The sequence below is a fragment of the Bradyrhizobium sp. UFLA05-125 genome (genome assembly GCF_059803515.1).
The window spans coordinates 15,885-35,467 of sequence record NZ_JBANBJ010000073.1 but is presented as its reverse complement, the minus strand read 5'-3'; the positions used below and the strand labels follow the sequence as shown (position 1 = coordinate 35,467).

The window sequence follows — 19,583 nt, the reverse complement described above, 5'->3', positions numbered from 1 at the left end:
GTCCAGGGTCACTTGATGTGTGCGCGAAGCTTTGCAAAGGCCCGATCCGTTGCCATGAAGCGCGTCAACATCGGGGCGATCAGCTTGACCGGATCGCCAATGGGCTGATTACTCTCGCGCGCAAGTAACTCGGCATAGGCGACCAAATCTCGGTGTACGCTTGCGGGCAGCTCGTGCGTGACCTTCACCGGCTTGTCGTCGGTGAGTGCACCGAGTTTGAGTTTGGCCATACTCTTAGCTCCTGTATGGTTCAAGCGCGAGATCGCGATTGACCATGACCCGCACCGGAAACCCTGGACGTATGGTCAGTGTCGGCTGGATGTTGAGGCTACGCCGAACGATTTGCTGACCAGTTTGATTGAGGGAATCCCCTGCCCCCCGCCGCAACGCCTGAATAATCCCAGCGTTGGTGTTGTTGACGTCGCTTCCAGAATTCACTTCGCTCCCAACCGCGAGAAGAGTTGAGAGGGCAGCCGCGCCCAACAACTCCTTCCAGTGGTTGTCGACCTCGTCCGCAAGGCCCGAGTAGCCAGCAGCATCGGCTCCCGGCTGCCGCTCCAGTGCGATCGACCGACCGTTCGGCATGATCAACCTGGTCCAGACCAGAAGCACACGCGACTGCCCAAATGCGATCTGGCTATCGTAAGTGCCTATGAGCCTTGCTCCCTGCGGAACTAACAGGACCCGGCCCGTAGGAGAATCGTACACTGCCTCGGTTACCTGCGCCGTGATCAGGCCAGGGAGATCTGAGCGAACCCCTGTGAGCAGCGCACCGGGGATTACTGTCCCTGCTTGCACCACGAACGGCGATGCTGGTTTGACCAGACGATCGGGGCTCGTGGTGCGTCGATCGATCGCCGCATTCACGAAGGCGAGCTTTCGGTCCTGGCCGTTCTGGGCGAACGCTTCGTCGGACGATGTCGTCCCGCTCGCAGGAGCATCATTCGAAGCCGTTGTTGCGGAAAGCGGCCGGACATTCGTGGAGGCGAACAGCTTGCTCGTGCGAGCCGCTTCGCTCTCCTGATTCACGCGCTGTTGCTCGGTATCAACCGCCAATAGGCCAGTCTGCGTCTGCGCGGCAACGATCGGTCGCCCCAGATCGCCGGGCAAAGGAGGTCCAAGCGGTGGCACGACTTTCGGGACGCCGGTGTAGTCCTTCGGCAGGCCGGCAAGCTGGTCGGCGACATTGTGGTGATCGGTCGAGTAGAGCTCTTCCGAAGCAGGAGCACGCTTCTTGCTGGATTGCAGTGCCAAGAACACGGCTCCGGAGATAAGGGCAAGAACCAGGGCGGTGCCTCCGATCAGGACCCTACGCGAGATCCTCGTCACGCCGGGGCGTTCAGGACGCAACTGGAAGGCTTTTGAAGCATCGTCCTGCGCCCGCGGCGGCACAGCATTCCGATCCGGTGGACCACCGCTTGTATCGGTCACGATGCCCTCCCATCGCTTCTAACGATCCGCACCTTCTGCTGGTTTTCACCCCCTAATCTAAGTTCGGCTGCGGCAAACAGCCGATCGACGATCAGTATGCTTCCGAAAGCGCGATAGTTGACGAGCTCGGTCTTCCCGTCCTGCCCGATCACGAAGAGAGGTGGCATCTCACCCTGTCCGATGCCTGGTGAGAACTCGATGTAAACCTTGCGTCCGTCGTCGGAGGCGTTGATCGGACGCCAAGGTGGGTTGTCACCCTCGATGGTGTAGCGATAGCGGCGCTGGGTCGGATCGGGGATGAACGGCGTCGGCGGCACGCCCCGGCCACGCGCGCGATCTTCGGGATAGAACCAGGTCACCGAGGGCATATACGGCTTGTCGCGAGAACGTAGTTCGAGCAGGTAGGTTCGCCGATCTGTGTTGACGACGAGATTGGTTGAAATTTCCGGTCGGGTCGGCTTGACCATGATGTGGACGCGGCGCGTATCCCCATTGCCGCTCTCGGTGTCGCCAACGACCCAACGAACGGTGTCGCCGGCGGCGACCGGCCCAGAGCCGATCAATTGCTCACCCGGCTCGAGCGCTATGTCGGTGATCTGCCCTGGTGCTGCATAGATTTGATACAGCGCGCCCGGGCTATACGGAAACACCTGCACCGCGTTGAAATACGCCGCCTTGCGCGGCTGGACCCGAGCCGCGTCGTTGGCGCTTTCGATCCTTTCGATCGGCTCCTTGGCTTCTTTCTGCTTGCCGCCGCGCGCCGGAGTCCAGGAGGGTGGCACGTGGAGCGGTCGCGGCCGATCGTCGCTCACCGCCGGCGGATCGGGAAGCGGCGGGAGATCGCTGTCGTAGCTGATCTGCGGAGGCTTGAAGGTGGTACACCCGCCGAGCGCCAAGACCGAGACCAAAAGAGTTGGCGCCAAGCTGCGCCGCAACATCCCTGATGTTTGACAATTGGTGGGCATGCTCATCCCAGCTCCTTCGACCAGTTGATTGCGTTGACGTAGATGCCAAGGGGATTCTTACGCAGGCGATCGACGTCGCGAGGAGGCTCCAAGACGATCGTGAGAATTGCGCTCCACCGCTCCGAGGCAGCTAGCTGGCCATTTTCATAGCGTCGTTCGATCCAGGCCAGGCGGAAGCTGTCGGGTGAGGCCCTGATGACGCTGGAGACCTCGACGGCCACCTGCGTCTTCCCAACCTTGACGAAGGGATCGTTGTTGCGCGCGTAGTCATTGAGAGCTGCAGCTCCGCGGTCCGTCGTGAAGTCGTAGGCGCGGAGCCAATCCTCGCGCAGCACGATCGCGTCCATGGGGAGACCGCGAACATTTTCGATGAAGCGAGACAGATGAAAAGCGATCTGAGGATCGCTGGGTTGGTAGGAAGCATCAGCGGGTGCGACGGCTCGCACTTCGCCTAGATGATCCACCTCGACTACCCAAGGAGTGATGGTGCCCCGTGCTGACTCCCAAGCAAGCGCAGCGGCGAAGCCGGCGGAGAGAAACAGAGAGCCGAATGCCATCAGACGCCAGTTTCTGGCCTGGATTCGCGCCGAGCCGATGCGGTCGTCCCAGACCTGAGCTGCTCGTTGATAGGGCGTGACCGGTGCAGGCGTGCGGCCATAGTGGACGGCCGATCGTTTGAACATGCTTTGACCTCTGGAGATGAATGGGAGCGGCAGATGGGTGATCGCAGGAATTAGCTCTCGCCCTGTGAGAGATCGACGGACGCGCCGCCTCCGCCGTGGTCGCCAGCGCGTACCGCCTGCGTGGCGCTTGAGGCTCCGTGACTGATGGTCTGGGTCCGTTTCATGCGGCGAACCCACGCGGGCGCTCTTTCGGAGGACGCTGAATCGCCACCACCCGCGCTGCCGCCCGGTCCACCGGAGTGGACGACAGCAGAGCGTAGGGGGCTGGCTGAAGCGGACGTAGTTGCGCCCGTGGCGCCGGATAGACCTCCTGCACGGAAGGCGCTCAAGGTAGCACCCGCGATGGCGCGGCCTCCCCCAACGGCACTTCCGGCCAGGGCGGCTCCACCGGCCGCGAGCGCGGCTCCGGCCGCAACCACGCCACCGGCAGCCAAGCCGGTGCCGACAGCGCTACCTGCGCCGAGTTGTGGTCCGCCAGAAACGATCCCGTTGGCGATGCCGGGTCCGAAGATGCCGAGACCAAGCAATGAGAGCGCCCCCAACACCAGTGCCATCGCATTTTCAATGGTCGGCTGGTTGCCGCCGAATCCCGCCGTGAACTGCGCAAAAAGCGTCGAGCCGATGCCGACGATCACCGCCAGCACCAGAACCTTGACGCCGGAAGAGATCACGTTGCCGAGGACCCGCTCCGCGGCAAAGGCCGTTTTCCCGAAAAGGCCAAAGGGAATCAGCACGAAGCCTGCAAGCGTCGTCAGCTTGAACTCGATCAGGGTGACGAAGAGCTGGATCGCCAGGATGAAAAAGGCGAGCAGGACCACGATCCAGGCGAACAACAGAACGACGATCTGGACGAAGTTCTCGAAGAAGCTGACATAGCCCATCAGGCCGGAGATGGATTCTAGGATCGGCCTCCCCGCGTCGAGACCCACCTGCGCAATCCGGCCGGGACGCAAGAAATCCGAGGACGAAAGGCTTGTGCCGGAGGCTTTTAGACCTAGGCCCGCAAAGCTTTCGAACACGATCCGCGCGAGGCTATTCCAATTGCCGATGAGATAGGCGAAGACGCCAACGAACAGGGTCTTCTTGACGAGGCGAGCGACAATGTCCTCATCGCCGCCCCAGGACCAGAACAGCCCAGCCAGCGCGATATCGATCGCCGCGAGCGTGGTCGCGAGATAGCCGACCTCACCGCCGAGCAGCCCAAATCCCGAGTCGATGTAGCGGGTGAAGGTTTCCAGGAACTGGTCGATGACACCGGTGCTGTTCATCGCTCGTTGCCCCCTAGCGTCGGCACGGAGGGGTAGCCAGACGGTAAGCGGCCTTCATCCTTCGGTGATTGCGGACTCGGGCTGTTAGCCGAGGCTCCATCAATCACTTGCCGTGCACCGCCCTCTCTCTGGCTCAGGAATTGGCGCTGTTTCTCGGCCCAGACCTTCCGACATTCGAGCAATGTATCTTTCTGCTCGTAGTTGACGGTACGGCACTGGGCGAGCTTGGATGCGAGAGGATCGTTTTCCTGGGTAGCCGATTCAGCAGCGGTGGTCTGATCCGCGCCGCCGCGCAACTGGATTGCGCAGGCGCCGACGGCCACGGTGAAGAGCAACGCGGCTATCCCGATCGGAATGCGGTTGAATCTATCTGTGATCATCAGTGAAACATCTGCACGGTTGCGGGTTGATAACCTTGGCCCGACGTCAGGAAGCGGCGGAGTTGCTCCCTGCCCTGGTCCTGCGCCACGGCGCGCTGCGCCGACTCCAGGCTCTGAGCTCGTCCCTGTGCGGCAACGACGGCGGTGAGATCGGTGAGCTGCTGGGCCTGCAATCCAAGGAGTTGGTTACCTGCTTGACTTGCCTGGAGTGCACCGGTCGCACCTTGGCTTGCGGTCACGAGCGCCGACATTTGGATTCGGCTAGTGTCGAGATTGCCGACGACGGTGGCCTGCACCCGCATCGCGTCCTGCAGGCCCGCGACCGCGTTCTGCCAGCGCGTTTGTGCATTGGCGACCAAGGCCTGGTCCGACGAGCTTGGCGACGCCGGCGCGTAGGTCGTCGAGAATGCCCGATCGATCTGCTGAATATCGTAGGCAATGCGCTGAGCCTGCCCGAGCAAATGCTGAGTCCGCAGGATCGATTGCTCGAGCTGTAACAGGGACGAGAGCGGCAGGGTCGCCAGGTTCTTTCCCTGGTTGATCAGCATCTGCGCCTGATTTTGCAATGACGTGATCTGGTTGTTGATCTGCTGCAAGGCGCGTGCGGCAGTCAGTACGTTCTGCGCATAATTGTTGGGATCGAACACGATCCATTGCGCCGACGTCGGCTTGGGGCTGCTGGCGAGAACGATAGCGATGGCGCCAGCCGCTACGAAACGACGGAGGAGACTCATGAGGACGCCTCCAGGTTGGTGAGATGTGGGATGAGATCGCAGGCCCATCTGATGTCTCGGGCTCTCAGCCAGCCAGACACAAAGTTCTCGCCGCCCTCTTCGACCAGCACCTTCTCGATCAGCGCCTGATCGGCTTTCGAGGAGGCCGCCGCGAACGCCAAGGCGACCTCACCAAGGCCGAGTTCAAAAAGGCGGTTGCCGCGACGCGACTGGCAGTAGTAGTCCCGCTTCGGTGTCGCACGGGCGAGGATCTCAATCTGGCGGTCGTTCAGCCCAAAGCGGCGATAGATCGCCGTGATCTGTGGCTCGATGGCGCGGTCATTGGGGAGCAGGATCCGGGTCGGACAGCTCTCGATGATGACGGGTGCGATTCCCGAGCCGTCGATGTCGGCCAGCGACTGAGTTGCGAAAATGACGGACGCATTCTTCTTGCGCAGTGTCTTCAACCACTCGCGAAGTTTGCCGGCAAACTCGGCGTCATCGAGCGCGAGCCACCCTTCATCGATGATGAGCAAGGTCGGCCGGCCATCGAAACGATCCTCGATCCGGTGAAATAGGTACGACAGGACGGCTGGCGCGACCGCCGTACCGATCAATCCGTCGGTTTCGAAGACCTGAACCGAGGACTCGCCCAATCGCTCACTTTCGGCATCGAGCAATCGGTCATAGGGACCGCCCAGGCAATAGGGCTGGAGCGCCCGCTTCAAGGGATTCGACTGCAACAGCACGGAAAGACCTGTGAGGGTTCGTTCCGGAAGCGGGGCTGAGGCCAGCGACGTCAGGGCCGACCAGACGTGATCCTTGACCTCAGGTGTGACTTCGATCCGTTCGCGGGTCAGGATCGAAAAGATCCATTCGGCCGCCCAGCCGCGCTCAGCGGGATCGTCAATTCTCGCGAGCGGCTGAAGGGAAACGAACTCGGAGACCTCTCCGGCAACGGCGCCGCCAAGATCGTGCCAGTCACCACCCATGGCAATCGCGGCCGCCCGGATCGATCCGCCGAAATCGAAAGCGAAGATCTGCGAACCCGGATAGCGCTGGAACTGCAGGGCCATTAGCGCCAGCAGCACCGACTTGCCGGCGCCCGTCGGGCCGACGACCAGGGTGTGCCCGACATCGCCGACGTGGAGGGAGAACCGAAACGGGGTCGATCCCTCCGTCCTACCGAAGAATAGAGGCGGCGCCTTGAAGTGATGGTCCCTCGCCTCCCCCGCCCATACCGCCGAGAGCGGAATCATATGCGCCAGGTTCAGGGTCGAGACCGGGGGCTGGCGGACGTTGGCGTAGACGTGTCCCGGCAGGCTGCCGAGCCATGCCTCGACCGCATTTACCGTCTCAATCATGCAGGTGAAATCACGCCCCTGAATCACCTTCTCGACGAGGCGCAACTTTTCGTCGGCGGCGCGGGCATCCCTGTCCCAGACGGTGACCGTCGCTGTGACGAAGGCCTCACCGATCTGGTCCGTTCCCAGTTCCTGGAGCGCAGCGTCGGCATCGATGGCCTTGTTGTGGGCGTCAGTGTCGAGAAGCGCGGAAGTCTCGTTGGTCATCACCTCCTTCAGGATCGCGCCGATCGACTTCCGCTTGGCAAACCATTGACGACGAATCTTGGTGAGAAGTTTTGTCGCATCTGTCTTGTCGAGCATGATCGCCCGGGTCGACCAACGATACGAGAATGCAAGACGATTGAGGTCGTCGAGGATCCCCGGTGTGGTCGCCGTCGGGAATCCCACGACGGTCAGAACGCGCACGTGGGCTTCGCCCAGCGTCGGCTCAAGGCCGCCGGTCAGGGGTTGATCGGCCAGCAACGCATCAAGATACATGGGGATCTCTGGCACGCGCACGCGATGCCGCTTGGTCGAAACGGTGGAGTGTAGGTAGGTCAGCGTTGCCTCATCATCGAGCCAAGCGCATTCCGGCATAAATCCTTCAATGAGCTGGAGGACGCGGTTGGTCCGGTCGACAAACCCGCTCAGGACCTCGCGCGCATCCGCACCTACGGTGCGGCTGCTATTTTCATAGAGGAGCCGCTCTGCCATCGCGGCGCCTTCCTCGGGCGGGAGGTAGAGGAACGTCAGGTAGTAGCTCGAGTCATAATGGGCGCCCGCTTCCTCGAACTGCGCTCTCCGCTCCGCGTCGACCAGGGCAGATGCGACATCGGGAAACGAGCTCTGCGGATAAGAGCCTGCGGAATGCCGCTGTGCCTCGACGAAAACCGCCCATCCAGATCCAAGGCGGCGAAGCGCGTTGTTCAGACGGCCCGCGACCGCGACGAGTTCGGCCGGCACAGCACTGTCGAGATCCGGTCCCCGAAATTTTGCGGTCCGCTGGAACGAACCGTCCTTGTTCAGAACAATTCCCTCATCGACGAGCGCCGCCCAGGGAAGAAAGTCTGCCAAGCGCGTCGTTGAACGTCGGTATTCGGCAAGATTCATCATAGGAGGACTCACTGGCTGAGATGACCGGGAATGCGGACGTGCCGGCGCACGACCTCGACAAACGCGGGATCGCGCCTGGTGGCCCAGACAGCGACCATGTGGCCGACGAACAGGAGGAGAAGACCCGCCAGCCAAAGGCGCAGGCCAAGCCCAAGCGCCGCGGCCAAGGTGCTGTTGAGGATGGCAACCGATCGCGGTGCGCCGCCCATCAGAATCGGCTCGGTCAGGGCCCGGTGCACGGGTACGAGAAATCCTGTCACCTGCCCCTCCATCAGATCACCATGCCGCCGCCGAATGAGAAGAACGAAAGGAAGAAGCTTGAGGCGGCAAAGGCGATCGACAAGCCGAATACGATCTGGACCAGCCGTCGAAAGCCGCCTGACGTGTCGCCGAATGCCAGTGACAGGCCCGTCACGATGATGATGATGACTGCGATGATCTTGGCGACGGGACCTTCGACCGATTGCAGGATCTGGTTGAGAGGTTGCTCCCACGGCATGTTGGAGCCCGCGGCCCACGCGGGGAGGGCAATCAGGCAGTAGCCGGTGAATGCTCCAATCGAAAGAATAGTCCTTCCGCGAAGCGAACGATAACTCATGGCTGATCTCCCATTGGTGAAAGGCTGTAGTCGCCGGAGGGTCCGAGCCCGGTCACACGGGCCAGTTCCGCAAGCCGGCGATCGGCACCACGACCGACGAGCACTGCGATAACGTTGATGGTCTCCGCAATGAGGGCGCGCGGGACCGTGATGACGGCTTCCTGAATGAGCTGTTCGAGCCGGCGCAATGCGCCGAGTGCGGTGCCGGCATGGATGGTGCCGATACCGCCGGGGTGGCCTGTGCCCCAGGCCTTTAGCAGGTCGAGGGCCTCCGCCCCGCGGACTTCGCCGATCGGAATACGGTCAGGCCGCAAGCGCAGCGACGAGCGTACGAGATCGGAGAGCGAGATCACGCTGTCCCGCGTACGCAAAGCCACAAGATTCGGTGCCTTGCATTGAAGCTCTCGCGTATCTTCGATGAGAACGACGCGATCTGCAGTCTTCGCAACTTCCGCAAGCAGGGCGTTTGTCAGTGTCGTCTTGCCAGTCGAGGTGCCGCCTGCGACCAATATGTTCTTACGAGTGGTGACGGCCACGCGCAGCGCGTCGGCCTGATCCGATAGCATGATCCCAGCGGCAACGTAGTCATCGAGCGAGAAGACGGCCACCGCTGGCTTGCGGATCGCGAATGCGGGGGCGGTGACGACCGGCGGCAACAGACCCTCGAACCGTTCACCGGTTTCAGGCAATTCGGCGGAGACGCGCGGAGCTCCGGCGTGAACCTCCTGCCCCACGTGATGAGCAACCAACCGGACGATGCGTTCTCCATCGGAAGCCGACAGGGTTTCGCCGCTCTCCGTCAGACCCTGCGACAGACGGTCGATCCACAGCCTGCCGTCGGGGTTGAGCATCACTTCAACGATCGACGGGTCTTCCAGAAAGCGCGCGATGGCGGGGCCAAGTGCCGTACGCAGCATTCGCGCCCCACGCGAGATTGCCTCCGACTGAAGAGAATGGATTGGCACCGCTGTCCCCCAACAACTGAAAGCAAACCAAGCGCCTCAGAGGGGGATTAGAAAAAGCAGAAAACCAATCAGCACAACGAGAGGCTGACTACGCTCGTGGCCTGGCGTAGGAAAAGAAAGATTGGGCCGGAGGTACTCAGAAATTTCACCTAGGCTCGTTTTAGTCCGAGAACGACATGATTTTAGCGACAGAGAACGGCGCGATGGGCCAACCGCGGTCATTCGAACGTCACGGTGCGGAGTGGGCTGCCGCAAGCAACTCATAGCTTTCAGACCCGTCCGCGGTTATTGATAGCGCGGTCGAGAACTATGCTCGTGAGCATACACCCACGTCGATCATGGTCCTGCAGAACGATCTCATCGCAGCAACGTCGGGTGACATCGCACGCAAGGTCAACGTTCGCCCTTTCCGCAAGAGCCTGCTCAGCGCGCTTTCGGCAGCCCGTCGAGTGTGGCCAAACAGATAACATCGCGAGCCTTTGCGGCGCCGGCGCCGTGGGCGCTCACGCCGAGCAGAGCGCCCCGTGCGAGGCTCGAACGGATTGGCAGCGTCGTGAGCACAACGTCCCCCAGAACACAGGCGAGAATAACGAAGACCGCCGTGACATCAGGCGCACCGCCAATATCCTCGGAAACGGCCATCGCAAAGGCCAACTATAACTTTCGCCTTCAGCAGAAGCCCGCGTCACTGCGTTGCTGCACTTCGCTCAAAGGGCTTATTTTCAGCGATGAACCTCGCGGCCAGCACCAAAGCGCCCATCGAAAATTCCTTTCCATGCGCAGCGATCATGCGCTCCGAGAGTTCCGCCAACTCCTGAAAGAATTGATCCTTGCTTTCGGCTTCGTTGTGCGATCGAGTAGCTGTCATAACTTTGTCTCCTGATGATGCTGGCAACGCTCTCTGGCGCGGCACCGGGGCAACTATTTGAAAATGTACGGAGGAAACGTCACGATCGCCGCCTCCCCATCGCTTGTTCCGAATGCAAGATGCTGGCCGTCGCTAGACCAACGCAGGGTGTGGACGGCGCCTAGACCAGGCGACCTGACGACCAATTCGTCGGATTGTCCGATCCTCGCGACCGCGACCATGCCGTCGGCGTAACCTGCCGCAACCAGACCACGCTCTGGATGAATATCCACCGTCTCGACGAGGACGAACCGGGCGCGCCCCGTAGCGAGGTTCGCCGGCTGATCGCTTTCGTCATCAAGGCTGGAAACGTCCCATGCGATCATCCGATAGGCTCCGCTCGTAACGAGGACGCGGGAGTCCGCGCTCCACGAAAGAGAGGCAACGGTTGCGGGATAGGTCGGAATCCGGACGATCCGCGCATCGGCAAGACGCACCAAAATAATCCCAGTTTTGCCGACTGACACAGCCAACCAGTTCCCATCCGGGCTCCACGACAAGGCTGAGACTGTGCCCAACTCAAATGAGGCGGAGGGCTCGGGTCGTGGCCCAAAGCTACGGACGAGCAGACGGCCGTCGGCTCCAATCGCAAAGCGCCGGCCATCCGGCGATACAGCCATTGCCGACGCATGCCCTCCGACCCGCTCTTGCAGCCAGGCGACCTCACCATTGGAATTGTAAAATATGATTGACCCACCGGAAGCTGTTAGGATGCCCCGCGCCGATACCGGGGCAATCAGATCGATAGGCGCCCCGTTGCTCGAGACCACCCGTGTGACGCCGGACGCCGACACCCGAAGCAGCCGGCCGTGATCACTGGCGACGAAATCCGAGGCCCCGAGCGGAGCGAGGTGAAGCGGAGCATCGCTGATTATCACTTTCATCAATGGCGGCACTGGTTTCCGTCGCGGTGAAATCGCCGTCCGGCCGTCGTCGAGCGCCGCGCGACAGCGATCTTGCGCCGGCTCAACGTCAGTTAGCGGAGCTATCGCCAACGCTCCATCGGCGAGCGCGAACGCAACTCCCTGTCCCGCAGGATCGAAGGCCGTATTTGTAACGGCCGTACCCACAGTCCAATGCCGCCCGAGCAATTCATAGAGCGTCGCGATCTCTGCTTCCATCGTATCCATCGTCGCCTCTCGTTCGGATCGTCTCACCTACCAGCAGCAATCCACCTGTCTAGCTCTTCAAGACGCTGCTCCAGCGCGGCGCAATGAGCGTCGCATTCTGTCATTGCCGCATTCGCCTTTCGCAAGCGCTCGCGCGCATCCGCGATGGTCCTGGCGAGCTCATGTGGACTGCCGGAGGCCGCAATCTCTTGCTCGATGCCCTGAATGTCGAATTCGGCGCCGCCGCTAAGCTGACGGTTGAGCAGATTGCGCGATTGGGCGGCCGATATCTCCTGAACGACCCGCAGCCGCTGGATCAGCATCTCGACAACGGTCAGGGGACCGGTGCTCATACATCAGTCTCGATCTGGACCAGGATCCGCTGCAGGCCACCCACGCCCGATGCAAAGTGGCGTTGCGCATCATTGATGTGAGATTCCAGCGAGTCCCATAGATCAACCCTCAGCAACCGCGATGGATCGCCAGCCATGGTCTCAAGCGCCTGCAGACCGAACTGATGCCGCAAACCAATGCCCTGCAAAACAAAATCCGTCAGTTCGCGCGCATGCGTTTCGATGAAAGGACGCAATAGCGGATGCGCGCCATAGCTGATGCCGCGCTTCGCGAGTTCGGTCTCGATGAACACCACGAAATGCCTAACCAGCAGATTTTGGCTTTCGCCAACCAGGTGCACCATGAAAGTTACGTCGCGGTCCGCACGCGAAACGATCTCCGACGCGAGCGCCGCAGCGGCTGGCTCCTCTGCCCCCTTTTGTCCGTCCCAGACCGTCGCCATGCCCAATCCTATCCTCAGGTCCGTGAACGATATTGATGCAATTTGCGATACAGAGTGGCACGCGAGAGCCCTAGCTTTTCGGCCGCGGCTGCAATGTTGCCGCCTGCATTTGCGACGGCCCTCTCGATGGCACGACGCTCCATATCATCGAAGCGAGCGATCTCTTCGCCCTCGGGTCTCGTGGTGCCATGCCCTGTCTGCAAGGCGCCCGGACTCGGCTGGGCCGGTGCTGCTTCCAGGAAATCCTCAGGCAACTCCCTGGCCGTAACCACGCCGGTGAGCGTCATCAGCACTAGGTTCTCGATCAGATTGCGCAGTTCGCGAACGTTCCCCGGCCAGCTATAACGCCGCAACATTTCCATTGCGGTTGCCTCGAAACGTAGCGGTTCGGTGCTATAGATCTCCGCGAATTGTCGGTTGAAATGATCGATCAGAATCTCGACATCACCCAAGCGCTCGCGGAGCGGCGGGATAGTGATCTTGACAACGCCGATCCGGAAATACAAGTCCTTACGGAAACGTCCTTCCGCCACTTCCTGCTTCAAATTCCGATTGGTCGACGCCACGAGCCGGACGTCCACCGGACGCGGCTTGTTGTCGCCGAGGCGGTACACCGCACGCTCTTCCAGAACGCGGAGCAAGTACGGCTGCAGATCCAGCGGCATCTCGCCGATCTCGTCGAGGCTGAGCACGCCGCCATTGGCAAATTCAAAGCGGCCCGGCTTTCCCTCTCGCGTCGCGCCGGTATAGGCGCCTGGGGCATGTCCGAACAATTCACCGCCAAGAAGCTCTTTCGAGACCGCACCGCAATTGAAGGCGACGAAAGGCTCCTTGCCGGTCTTCTGGCTGGCGGCGTGAACGAGACGAGCAAACAGTTCTTTGCCAACTCCAGTCTCGCCTTCGAGCAGAATAGCCGTCCGGCCGAGTGCCGCCCGCTCAACCTTCTCGACCACATCCTGCAATGCGTCGCTACATCCGACGATCGCTTCCTTGGCCGACATGATGGCTGCACGAGTTGCCGGCGACACCTGAGGCGCAGCGGAATTCATTCGTGGCCTCGATGCAAGCACGAGCATCGCTCCCTTCACAACCCCGTCGACTAACAGCGGCTCGATCCGCTGGTCGCGCAATTCGTCGGGCAACCCGCTAGCCAGCTCTTTGCCAAGAAGGCCTTCGTTGCTCGGAAGAAGCTGAGTTCCGATGGTCAAGTCGCGAGACTGCGCGATCCGCTGCCAGCGAACCGACGCCATGTCGTTGTGATGAACGACCCGACCGAAGCGATCCAGGATCACCACACCGTCCGCGCTGCCCATCCCCGGCATTCGAGAAATGCTGGCCTCGAGCAGCCGTATTCTTTCAAGGCGGATCTTTTCCGAGAGCGCGAGCTCGATGTGGTTGGCCGCAATCACCGCCAGTGCGACGTTGTGCCGGTGAAAGATCGCCTGAGGTCCGGAAAAATCAATGATGCCAATGATGCTGCCGTCGATGGGGCTGCGAATGGGGCTACCGACGCAAGTCCAGGCTTTGATGCCTTCCGAAAAATGCTCGGCTGCATGGACATGGACCGGTTTTCCCGTGACCAGCGCAGTGCCGATGCCGTTGGTGCCGGTCACCGTCTCACCCCAGGCGGCGCCGACCTCGAGGCGAATATCGTGCCCTGCGTCAATCGTCCGCTGATCGCCTCCCACATCCAGCACGACGCCGTTCCTGTCGGTGATAACCAGCATGGTCGCGGCGTCGCCGAGCACTTCCGCGACGCGGCGGAACGTCTGAGCGCTCGAACCCAGCAAGTCATCATTCTTCAGACGCAGCTCGTAGAGATCGTCCGGCGAGGCGACGAGATTGCTGCCCTTGCAATGCGCATTGACCCCGGAGTTGACGGCGCGCTGCCATGATTTCTCGATGACACCTCGCACAAGCGCGTTCTCGCGCTTGAGGTCGCCAAACGTCAGAAAGTCTTCCCAGGCCCTATTGGTCTCTCGTTCATCATATGGCTGTCCCTGCTCCGCATCCGTGGCGTCCGGAATTTTGTAGCCTTCCAGGGAGAACGGCGGCTTAGCCATGAGCGTTTCCGTCAGCATTAGAGCACCATACCTAAGTTGGCAAACAACCGGATCGGCAGAAACGGCCTGAACCGAACCTGACCGGGATCGTCATTCCCATAGGCCCGGCTCACGGAGATCATTCGGCGATTTTGGCGACGGCATCCAGGCCGAGACGGCCTGCGATGACTTGTTCCAAGCTCTGCTCGGACGTCTCATCGGGCACGCTCACGCCCTCAAGATCGGCGAGGACTTTCCGGATTCCATCATCCAGCGGATCGAAGATCCCGTTCTCCCGCGTCGCCAGGGCGAAGTATCGCGATTGGCCCTTTCCACGCAGTTCGCCGACAAAATGGAGTTGCCGCCCTGACCCGAGATCCGCGATCACGACACGGCCGTTGAGGCTGATCCGCACGTAGGGTTCCGCCTCTCTTGGACGGCCCGGCGGCGTGTACCACAGCTTGCCTGATGGCTGGGGCTGCGGAGGAGGCGTGGGATTGCGCAACTCCTGCCAGCGCCCACCGGTCAGATGGTTGGCGAGCGCGTCGATCCTCGTGCGGTTCTTCTGAATGAAGTCCTTCGCCGCGGCCCCCTCGCGGCACGGACCGTCGCGCTTTGAAATGATGTGGACCATGGTCTCCTCCTTCCCCGGTCAGTCGGATGGCCGTGGAGGCTTGTTGTGCCGCCTCCTTCGGCGCATGCCGGAGCTTCCAAGATTGTAGCTCGTTCTAGATCATTGTCACCGCCCAATCACGCGATCGCGGAGCTCAAGCTGTCGCCACCATCTCGCGCGTCACGCCGGCCTTGAACACGTAACCGGACAGTGCGGCTCCGACGCTCGGTGCCACGAAATAGAGCCACACCTGCGACAGCGCATCGGAGCCAGCGAACAATGCAGGGCCAAACGAGCGCGCCGGATTGACCGATGCGCCCGATACGGTGATGCCTGCGAGATGGATCGCAACCAAGGTGAGGCCGATCACCAAACCCGCGTAGACCGACGCCGCACCCTTTTGGGTTGCACCAAGGATCACGGTCAGGAACAGAAAGGTTGCCGCCGCCTCGAACACGAACGCGGAGAGTACGCCATACTGACCCCAGCCATTCTGGGCGAAACCGTTCGCTGCGACGTCGTAACCTCCGACCTTGCCTTCCGCGATCAGATACAGCACCGCTGCAGCTGCGATCCCGCCGATGAATTGTGCGACGATGTAGCCCGAGAAATCCCGCGGCGACATTCGACCGGCGACGAGCACGCCGAGGCTGACGGCCGGGTTGAGGTGCGCGCCCGAGATATGCCCGATCGAATAGGCCATCGCGACCACCGACAGGCCGAATGCAAACGCCACGCCCAGTAAACCGACTTCGGATCGCATGAAGATCACGGTCGCGCAGCCGAAGAACACGAGTGCGAACGTGCCGATGAATTCTGCAACATACTTACGCATGACTTCCCCTCCATGGTGATATTTCGATGCCGAGGCGCCCGATCCGCCCCTCTCCGCTCGCTCAGGTTTGCGATTGATCCGAGTATCTGGCCACGGTGTCCCGCGCGCCGGATCCGGCGCGGCGGAATACGGACCGCGCACACGTGCCTCATGCACGGCCAAGCTTCTCTGCCCCGCCGCCTAGGGCCGGCCCCTGTGTCGGATCGATGTACTCCGGCACGTCTGCAACCAACGTGTTGGTGGTCAGCACCAGCGTGGCCACGGAAGCCGCGTTTCGAAGGGCGGTGTATGTCACTCGGACCGGGTCGACGATGCCAGCCGAGACCATGTCGAGGAACTTGCCGTTGGCAGCGTCGAAGCCGACACCCGCCGGTGCGCGCTGCAAGTCGGCCACGACCTTTTCCGAATCATGCCCCGCGTTTCGGGCAATGAACGCGGCGGGACGGGATAGCGTCTCGCGCACCAGCTTGATTCCTTCGCCCAGGTCGCCATTGACGTTGCCGAGCGTGCGAGCAACCACCGGCGCGCACTGCGCCAACGCCGTGCCGCCTCCCGGCACGATGCCCTCTTCGGCTGCCGCACGCGCCGCGCTGAGTGCATCGTCGATCAACTGGATCGTCCGCTTCTGTTCCACTGGCGTGACACCCCCGGCGAAAATCACGGCTGTCCCACCTGAGAGCTTTGCGAGCCGCTCCTTGAGCTTGTCTTGCTCGATATTAGGTGGTGCCTGGTCGTATTGTTTGGCCACCTGCTGGCGCCGCGCCGCGATCGCCGCACCGTCGCCACCGCCACGAATGATCACCGTTTCGCGCGCGCTGGCCCGAACCTGCCGCGCAGTACCGAGATCGGCAAGGTTCGCCTCTTCCAGCCTGCCTCCAAGCTCGCGGGCGATCACGCGTCCGCCGGTCATGATGGCAAGATCGTCCATCATCGCCTTGCGCCAGTGGCCATAGTCGGGCGGATTGACCACCAGTACCTTGCCGCGGTTGCTATCGCCAAGCAGTGTGACGACGACTTCGGGCGCAATCTCCTCAGCGACTATCACCAGCGGCCGCCCGGTCGTGGCAACCGACGTACGCACCGCGGACAGCTCGCTCGGCGATTTGATCTTCAGGTCGGTCAGAAGGATGTAGGGCTGATCCAGCACCACTTCCATCTTCTCGACGTCCGTCACCATGTGATGGGAAATGTAGCCGCGGTCGAACGACATGCCTTCAACGACCTCGAGCGTCGTGCTGGTCGTCAACCCGTACTCGGAACTGATGATGCCGTCCTTGCCGACGCGCTCCACTGCCTCGGCGATTAATCCACCAAGATGGGCGTCGGTCGACGCAATCGTCGCCACCGCTTGCAGCGTTTTGCGATCCGATACGGTGATTGCCGAACTCTTCAGGGTCTCGACAACGACCTCGACGGCCCGCTCAATACCTTTACAGAGATCCACGGGCTTGGCGCCGCGTTCCAGGGCCGCAACGCCTCCTTGAATGAGACCGTTCGCGAGCACCATCGCGGTCGTCGTTCCATCGCCCGCGACCTCGTTGGTCTGCTTCGAGACCTCGCGCACCACCTGCGCGCCCATGTTCTCGAAACGATCCGGCAATTCGATTTCCGAGGCGATTGTAACGCCATCTCGTGACACGATAGGCGTACCGATCGGTCTGTCGACCATCGCGTTCATGCCCTTCGGACCGAGCGTCGATTCGATTGCAGCGGCAAGCTTCTGGACTCCGCGCGCAAGAGCGCGACGGGCTTCTACGTCATGCAGCAGAACTTTTGGCATCGCGTTTTACTCCCCACGTGGTCTGTTGTTTGTCAGGTCGGGCGGACTTGCTGACCGCTCCTTTTTCGGCACTCGCAGACGCGCCTCACGCGGGCGCGACGGTACGTTGTTCGGTAGCCCCATGCAGCCCGATGGTCCGCGCGGAACAACCACTGCCACAAGCCCCGCATGCAGATGTCCGTTCCGTACTGCTCCCGCCGAGCTCGCGATAACGGGCAGCAAGGAGACCCCTGCATAGTGAGCTGTTGAACTCCATATTGATCCGCACCCCCCGCAGCCGCTGCAGATACGGGGGCAGCTCGTAACGTCTGATGGTGTCGCCCTCGTAAGTGACGAAAGCGCGATCGTCGGGGAGATGAGCGAGGTGCCGTTGAACCAGAAGCTCACGATAACGCAGTTTCTGACGCGAAACGTCTCCCGGCCCGAAGTCGACCCCATCGTAGGTGCCCATGGTCATCCGGCAGATCGCCGGATCCTCGTAACCCAGGCCGCGCAACGCCAGGATCATGAACTCCTGTCGCCGCTCGAACGCCTTCCGGCGAAACTTCTCGCGCAATTCGTCAAGAGAGCCTCCAGGTGCAAACTCCTTGAGCGCGTCGGCGAATGACTTCCCCTCGCTGACGCCCTGGTTGATCTCCTGAGCGACCATGTGATCCCGGAGCTGCGGTCGCGCATGACGTACCCACGGCAGCGCTGACACCGCCTGACGCATGTCGTCGGCCATGAGGAATGCGAAGTTCGCCGAACACCAGTAGGTCGGCAAGCGAAAAACGATGTCGACTCCGCCATCGTCATGCACGGTGACGAGTTCGACGAACCCAAGCTCGGTCACGGACTCGTCTAGCTCGGGATCCGTGACCGTTGCGAGGCGTGCCCACACCTCGCTGGTCTTTCGGTCACGATGTTGGAGGACCTCGCCCATCCTCATCACTCCGCTGCGACCGCGTGAGCTTTTTTCGCAAGCTTCGCCTTCTGTGCTTCGACGTCGACGCCATAAAGGCGCGCGGCGTTAAGACCCAGAATCTTCTTCTTGGCCTGCGGGGTGAGATCGACGCCGTGCTCCTGCTTCAGATCCTCGGGCAGCTCGAAGTTCCAGAACTTTTCGACCAGCCAACGGGGCGTCCAGATGGCGTAGTCACTGCCGAAAAGAAGCTTGTCTTCGCCGACCCAGAACAAGAGTTCGGAGATCACTTCGGCGAAATACCGCGGGCGGCCGTGAATGAACGGCAGCGCCACCGCCAGGCCACCATAGACGTTGGTCTCCTGCACCGCGATCCAACAGAAATCGTCAAGCCGCGGCAAGCCGCAATGCTCGATGATGAAATTCAGCCCCTGGAAGTCGGTGGCTGCGTGATCGACGTCGTGGACATCGAACGCATCCTTGTCCAGCGGGATGATCGTCGGCCCTTTGTGGACATGAATGTTCTTGATACCGAGCTTTTCGCAGAGCTCGAAGCAGCGATAGGCGTTGGGATCGGTGAGCTTCCAGCCCCGCGAATCGCCCTTCCACTCCGCCGTATAGAGCTTGACGCCCTTGATGCCGAACGTCTCCTTCATGTAATGGATGTACTCGAGCGCACGCTCTCCGTCCCGCGGATCAAACGCGCCATTGACGATGAAGCGATCCTTGTACTTCTTCGCCACCTCGGCGTTGCGGTCGATGGTGTTGAACCCGTTCTTGTAGAATTCCGTCAGGTAGGTCGACTGTACGATGGCCATATCGTCCGGGCCATCGACGAACAGGTCGCGATACATCTGCTCGGCGCTGTATTTCTCGAACTGCTCCTTCGGCCAGAGCTTGTCCTTCGGACTGAGCGAGGTGTGATAGGCGTAGAAGCAATCAATAAATTGCTTGCCGTGGATGTTGAGCTGGTTCGCCGGGCTGCCGTCCCAGAAATGGGTGTGACCGTCGATGACGAACACTTCCTCGCCAGAAGGAGTTATGAACATGATAGTCTCCAAAGTTTATAGGTGCTTTTTCATCGATGTCGGAAACGACCGACCGCGCGAGAAAGTGGTGGAGCTGCAATCTGGGTGGA

General features: G+C 61.4%; 21 protein-coding genes and 1 pseudogene. All 22 read right to left on the bottom strand.

The window, feature by feature from the left end; all coding sequences use genetic code 11:
• Positions 1-8: 8 nt before the first annotated feature.
• The 22 genes and pseudogenes from SO156_RS37460 to SO156_RS37355 all read right to left on the bottom strand — a co-directional run bounded on the left by SO156_RS37460 (position 9) and on the right by SO156_RS37355 (position 19,494).
• Complete coding sequence (locus SO156_RS37460) at positions 9-230, bottom strand: DUF2274 domain-containing protein (protein ID WP_498538302.1); 222 nt, start codon at positions 228-230, stop codon at positions 9-11.
• 4 nt (positions 231-234) lie between these two features.
• Positions 235-1,431, bottom strand: a complete 1,197-nt coding sequence (locus tag SO156_RS37455; protein WP_498538301.1) for a TraB/TrbI/VirB10 family type IV secretion system protein — start codon at positions 1,429-1,431, stop codon at positions 235-237.
• A complete protein-coding gene (gene trbG, locus SO156_RS37450) occupies positions 1,428-2,369 on the bottom strand; it encodes a P-type conjugative transfer protein TrbG (protein ID WP_498538312.1) in 942 nt (313 codons plus the stop codon). The genes SO156_RS37455 and trbG overlap by 4 nt, the downstream gene beginning before the upstream one ends.
• A gap of 29 nt (positions 2,370-2,398) precedes the next feature.
• Complete coding sequence (trbF, locus tag SO156_RS37445; RefSeq protein WP_498538300.1) at positions 2,399-3,079, bottom strand: conjugal transfer protein TrbF; 681 nt, start codon at positions 3,077-3,079, stop codon at positions 2,399-2,401.
• Between the two features lie 50 nt (positions 3,080-3,129).
• Positions 3,130-4,347 carry a P-type conjugative transfer protein TrbL gene (gene trbL / locus SO156_RS37440; RefSeq protein WP_498538299.1) on the bottom strand — a complete coding sequence of 406 codons (1,218 nt, stop codon included), beginning with the start codon at positions 4,345-4,347 and terminating at the stop codon, positions 3,130-3,132.
• Positions 4,344-4,727, bottom strand: a complete 384-nt coding sequence (trbK-alt, locus tag SO156_RS37435) for a putative entry exclusion protein TrbK-alt (protein ID WP_498538298.1) — start codon at positions 4,725-4,727, stop codon at positions 4,344-4,346. The genes trbL and trbK-alt overlap by 4 nt, the downstream gene beginning before the upstream one ends.
• Complete coding sequence (trbJ, locus tag SO156_RS37430) at positions 4,727-5,461, bottom strand: P-type conjugative transfer protein TrbJ (protein WP_498538297.1); 735 nt, start codon at positions 5,459-5,461, stop codon at positions 4,727-4,729. The genes trbK-alt and trbJ overlap by 1 nt, the downstream gene beginning before the upstream one ends.
• Complete coding sequence (gene trbE / locus SO156_RS37425) at positions 5,458-7,899, bottom strand: conjugal transfer protein TrbE (RefSeq protein WP_498538296.1); 2,442 nt, start codon at positions 7,897-7,899, stop codon at positions 5,458-5,460. Before trbE ends, trbJ begins: the two co-directional genes overlap by 4 nt.
• An 8-nt stretch (positions 7,900-7,907) precedes the next feature.
• Complete coding sequence (locus SO156_RS37420) at positions 7,908-8,171, bottom strand: VirB3 family type IV secretion system protein (protein WP_498538295.1); 264 nt, start codon at positions 8,169-8,171, stop codon at positions 7,908-7,910.
• Complete coding sequence (locus SO156_RS37415; protein WP_498538294.1) at positions 8,171-8,497, bottom strand: TrbC/VirB2 family type IV secretion system protein; 327 nt, start codon at positions 8,495-8,497, stop codon at positions 8,171-8,173. The genes SO156_RS37420 and SO156_RS37415 overlap by 1 nt, the downstream gene beginning before the upstream one ends.
• Positions 8,494-9,414: a P-type conjugative transfer ATPase TrbB gene (gene trbB / locus SO156_RS37410; RefSeq protein ID WP_498538293.1), complete on the bottom strand. Its 921-nt coding sequence runs from the start codon at positions 9,412-9,414 to the stop codon at positions 8,494-8,496. Before trbB ends, SO156_RS37415 begins: the two co-directional genes overlap by 4 nt.
• Before the next feature lie 513 nt (positions 9,415-9,927).
• Positions 9,928-10,110, bottom strand: a pseudogene (locus tag SO156_RS37405) (LrgB family protein); the annotation flags it as partial.
• A gap of 37 nt (positions 10,111-10,147) precedes the next feature.
• Positions 10,148-10,330, bottom strand: a complete 183-nt coding sequence (locus SO156_RS37400; RefSeq protein ID WP_458195036.1) for a hypothetical protein — start codon at positions 10,328-10,330, stop codon at positions 10,148-10,150.
• Between the two features lie 53 nt (positions 10,331-10,383).
• Positions 10,384-11,499 carry a WD40 repeat domain-containing protein gene (locus SO156_RS37395; protein ID WP_498538292.1) on the bottom strand — a complete coding sequence of 372 codons (1,116 nt, stop codon included), beginning with the start codon at positions 11,497-11,499 and terminating at the stop codon, positions 10,384-10,386.
• A gap of 23 nt (positions 11,500-11,522) precedes the next feature.
• Positions 11,523-11,831, bottom strand: coding sequence for a hypothetical protein (locus tag SO156_RS37390; RefSeq protein WP_498538291.1), 309 nt, complete (start codon positions 11,829-11,831; stop codon positions 11,523-11,525).
• Entirely contained in the window at positions 11,828-12,274 is a 447-nt protein-coding gene (locus tag SO156_RS37385; protein WP_498538290.1) for a hypothetical protein, read from the bottom strand. The genes SO156_RS37390 and SO156_RS37385 overlap by 4 nt, the downstream gene beginning before the upstream one ends.
• 14 nt (positions 12,275-12,288) lie before the next feature.
• Positions 12,289-14,337, bottom strand: coding sequence for a sigma-54-dependent Fis family transcriptional regulator (locus tag SO156_RS37380; protein WP_498538289.1), 2,049 nt, complete (start codon positions 14,335-14,337; stop codon positions 12,289-12,291).
• A gap of 118 nt (positions 14,338-14,455) precedes the next feature.
• Positions 14,456-14,950 (bottom strand): hypothetical protein, encoded by a 495-nt coding sequence (locus SO156_RS37375; protein WP_498538288.1) that lies wholly within the window; start codon positions 14,948-14,950, stop codon positions 14,456-14,458.
• Between the two features lie 133 nt (positions 14,951-15,083).
• On the bottom strand, positions 15,084-15,764 hold the full coding sequence (locus tag SO156_RS37370; protein WP_498538287.1) for an MIP family channel protein: 681 nt from the start codon (positions 15,762-15,764) through the stop codon (positions 15,084-15,086).
• A gap of 148 nt (positions 15,765-15,912) precedes the next feature.
• Entirely contained in the window at positions 15,913-17,544 is a 1,632-nt protein-coding gene (locus SO156_RS37365; protein ID WP_498538286.1) for a molecular chaperone GroEL, read from the bottom strand.
• Between the two features lie 85 nt (positions 17,545-17,629).
• Positions 17,630-18,466 carry a metal-sulfur cluster assembly factor gene (locus tag SO156_RS37360; RefSeq protein ID WP_498538285.1) on the bottom strand — a complete coding sequence of 279 codons (837 nt, stop codon included), beginning with the start codon at positions 18,464-18,466 and terminating at the stop codon, positions 17,630-17,632.
• Between the two features lie 5 nt (positions 18,467-18,471).
• Complete coding sequence (locus SO156_RS37355; protein ID WP_498538284.1) at positions 18,472-19,494, bottom strand: amidohydrolase family protein; 1,023 nt, start codon at positions 19,492-19,494, stop codon at positions 18,472-18,474.
• Positions 19,495-19,583: the final 89 nt, after the last annotated feature.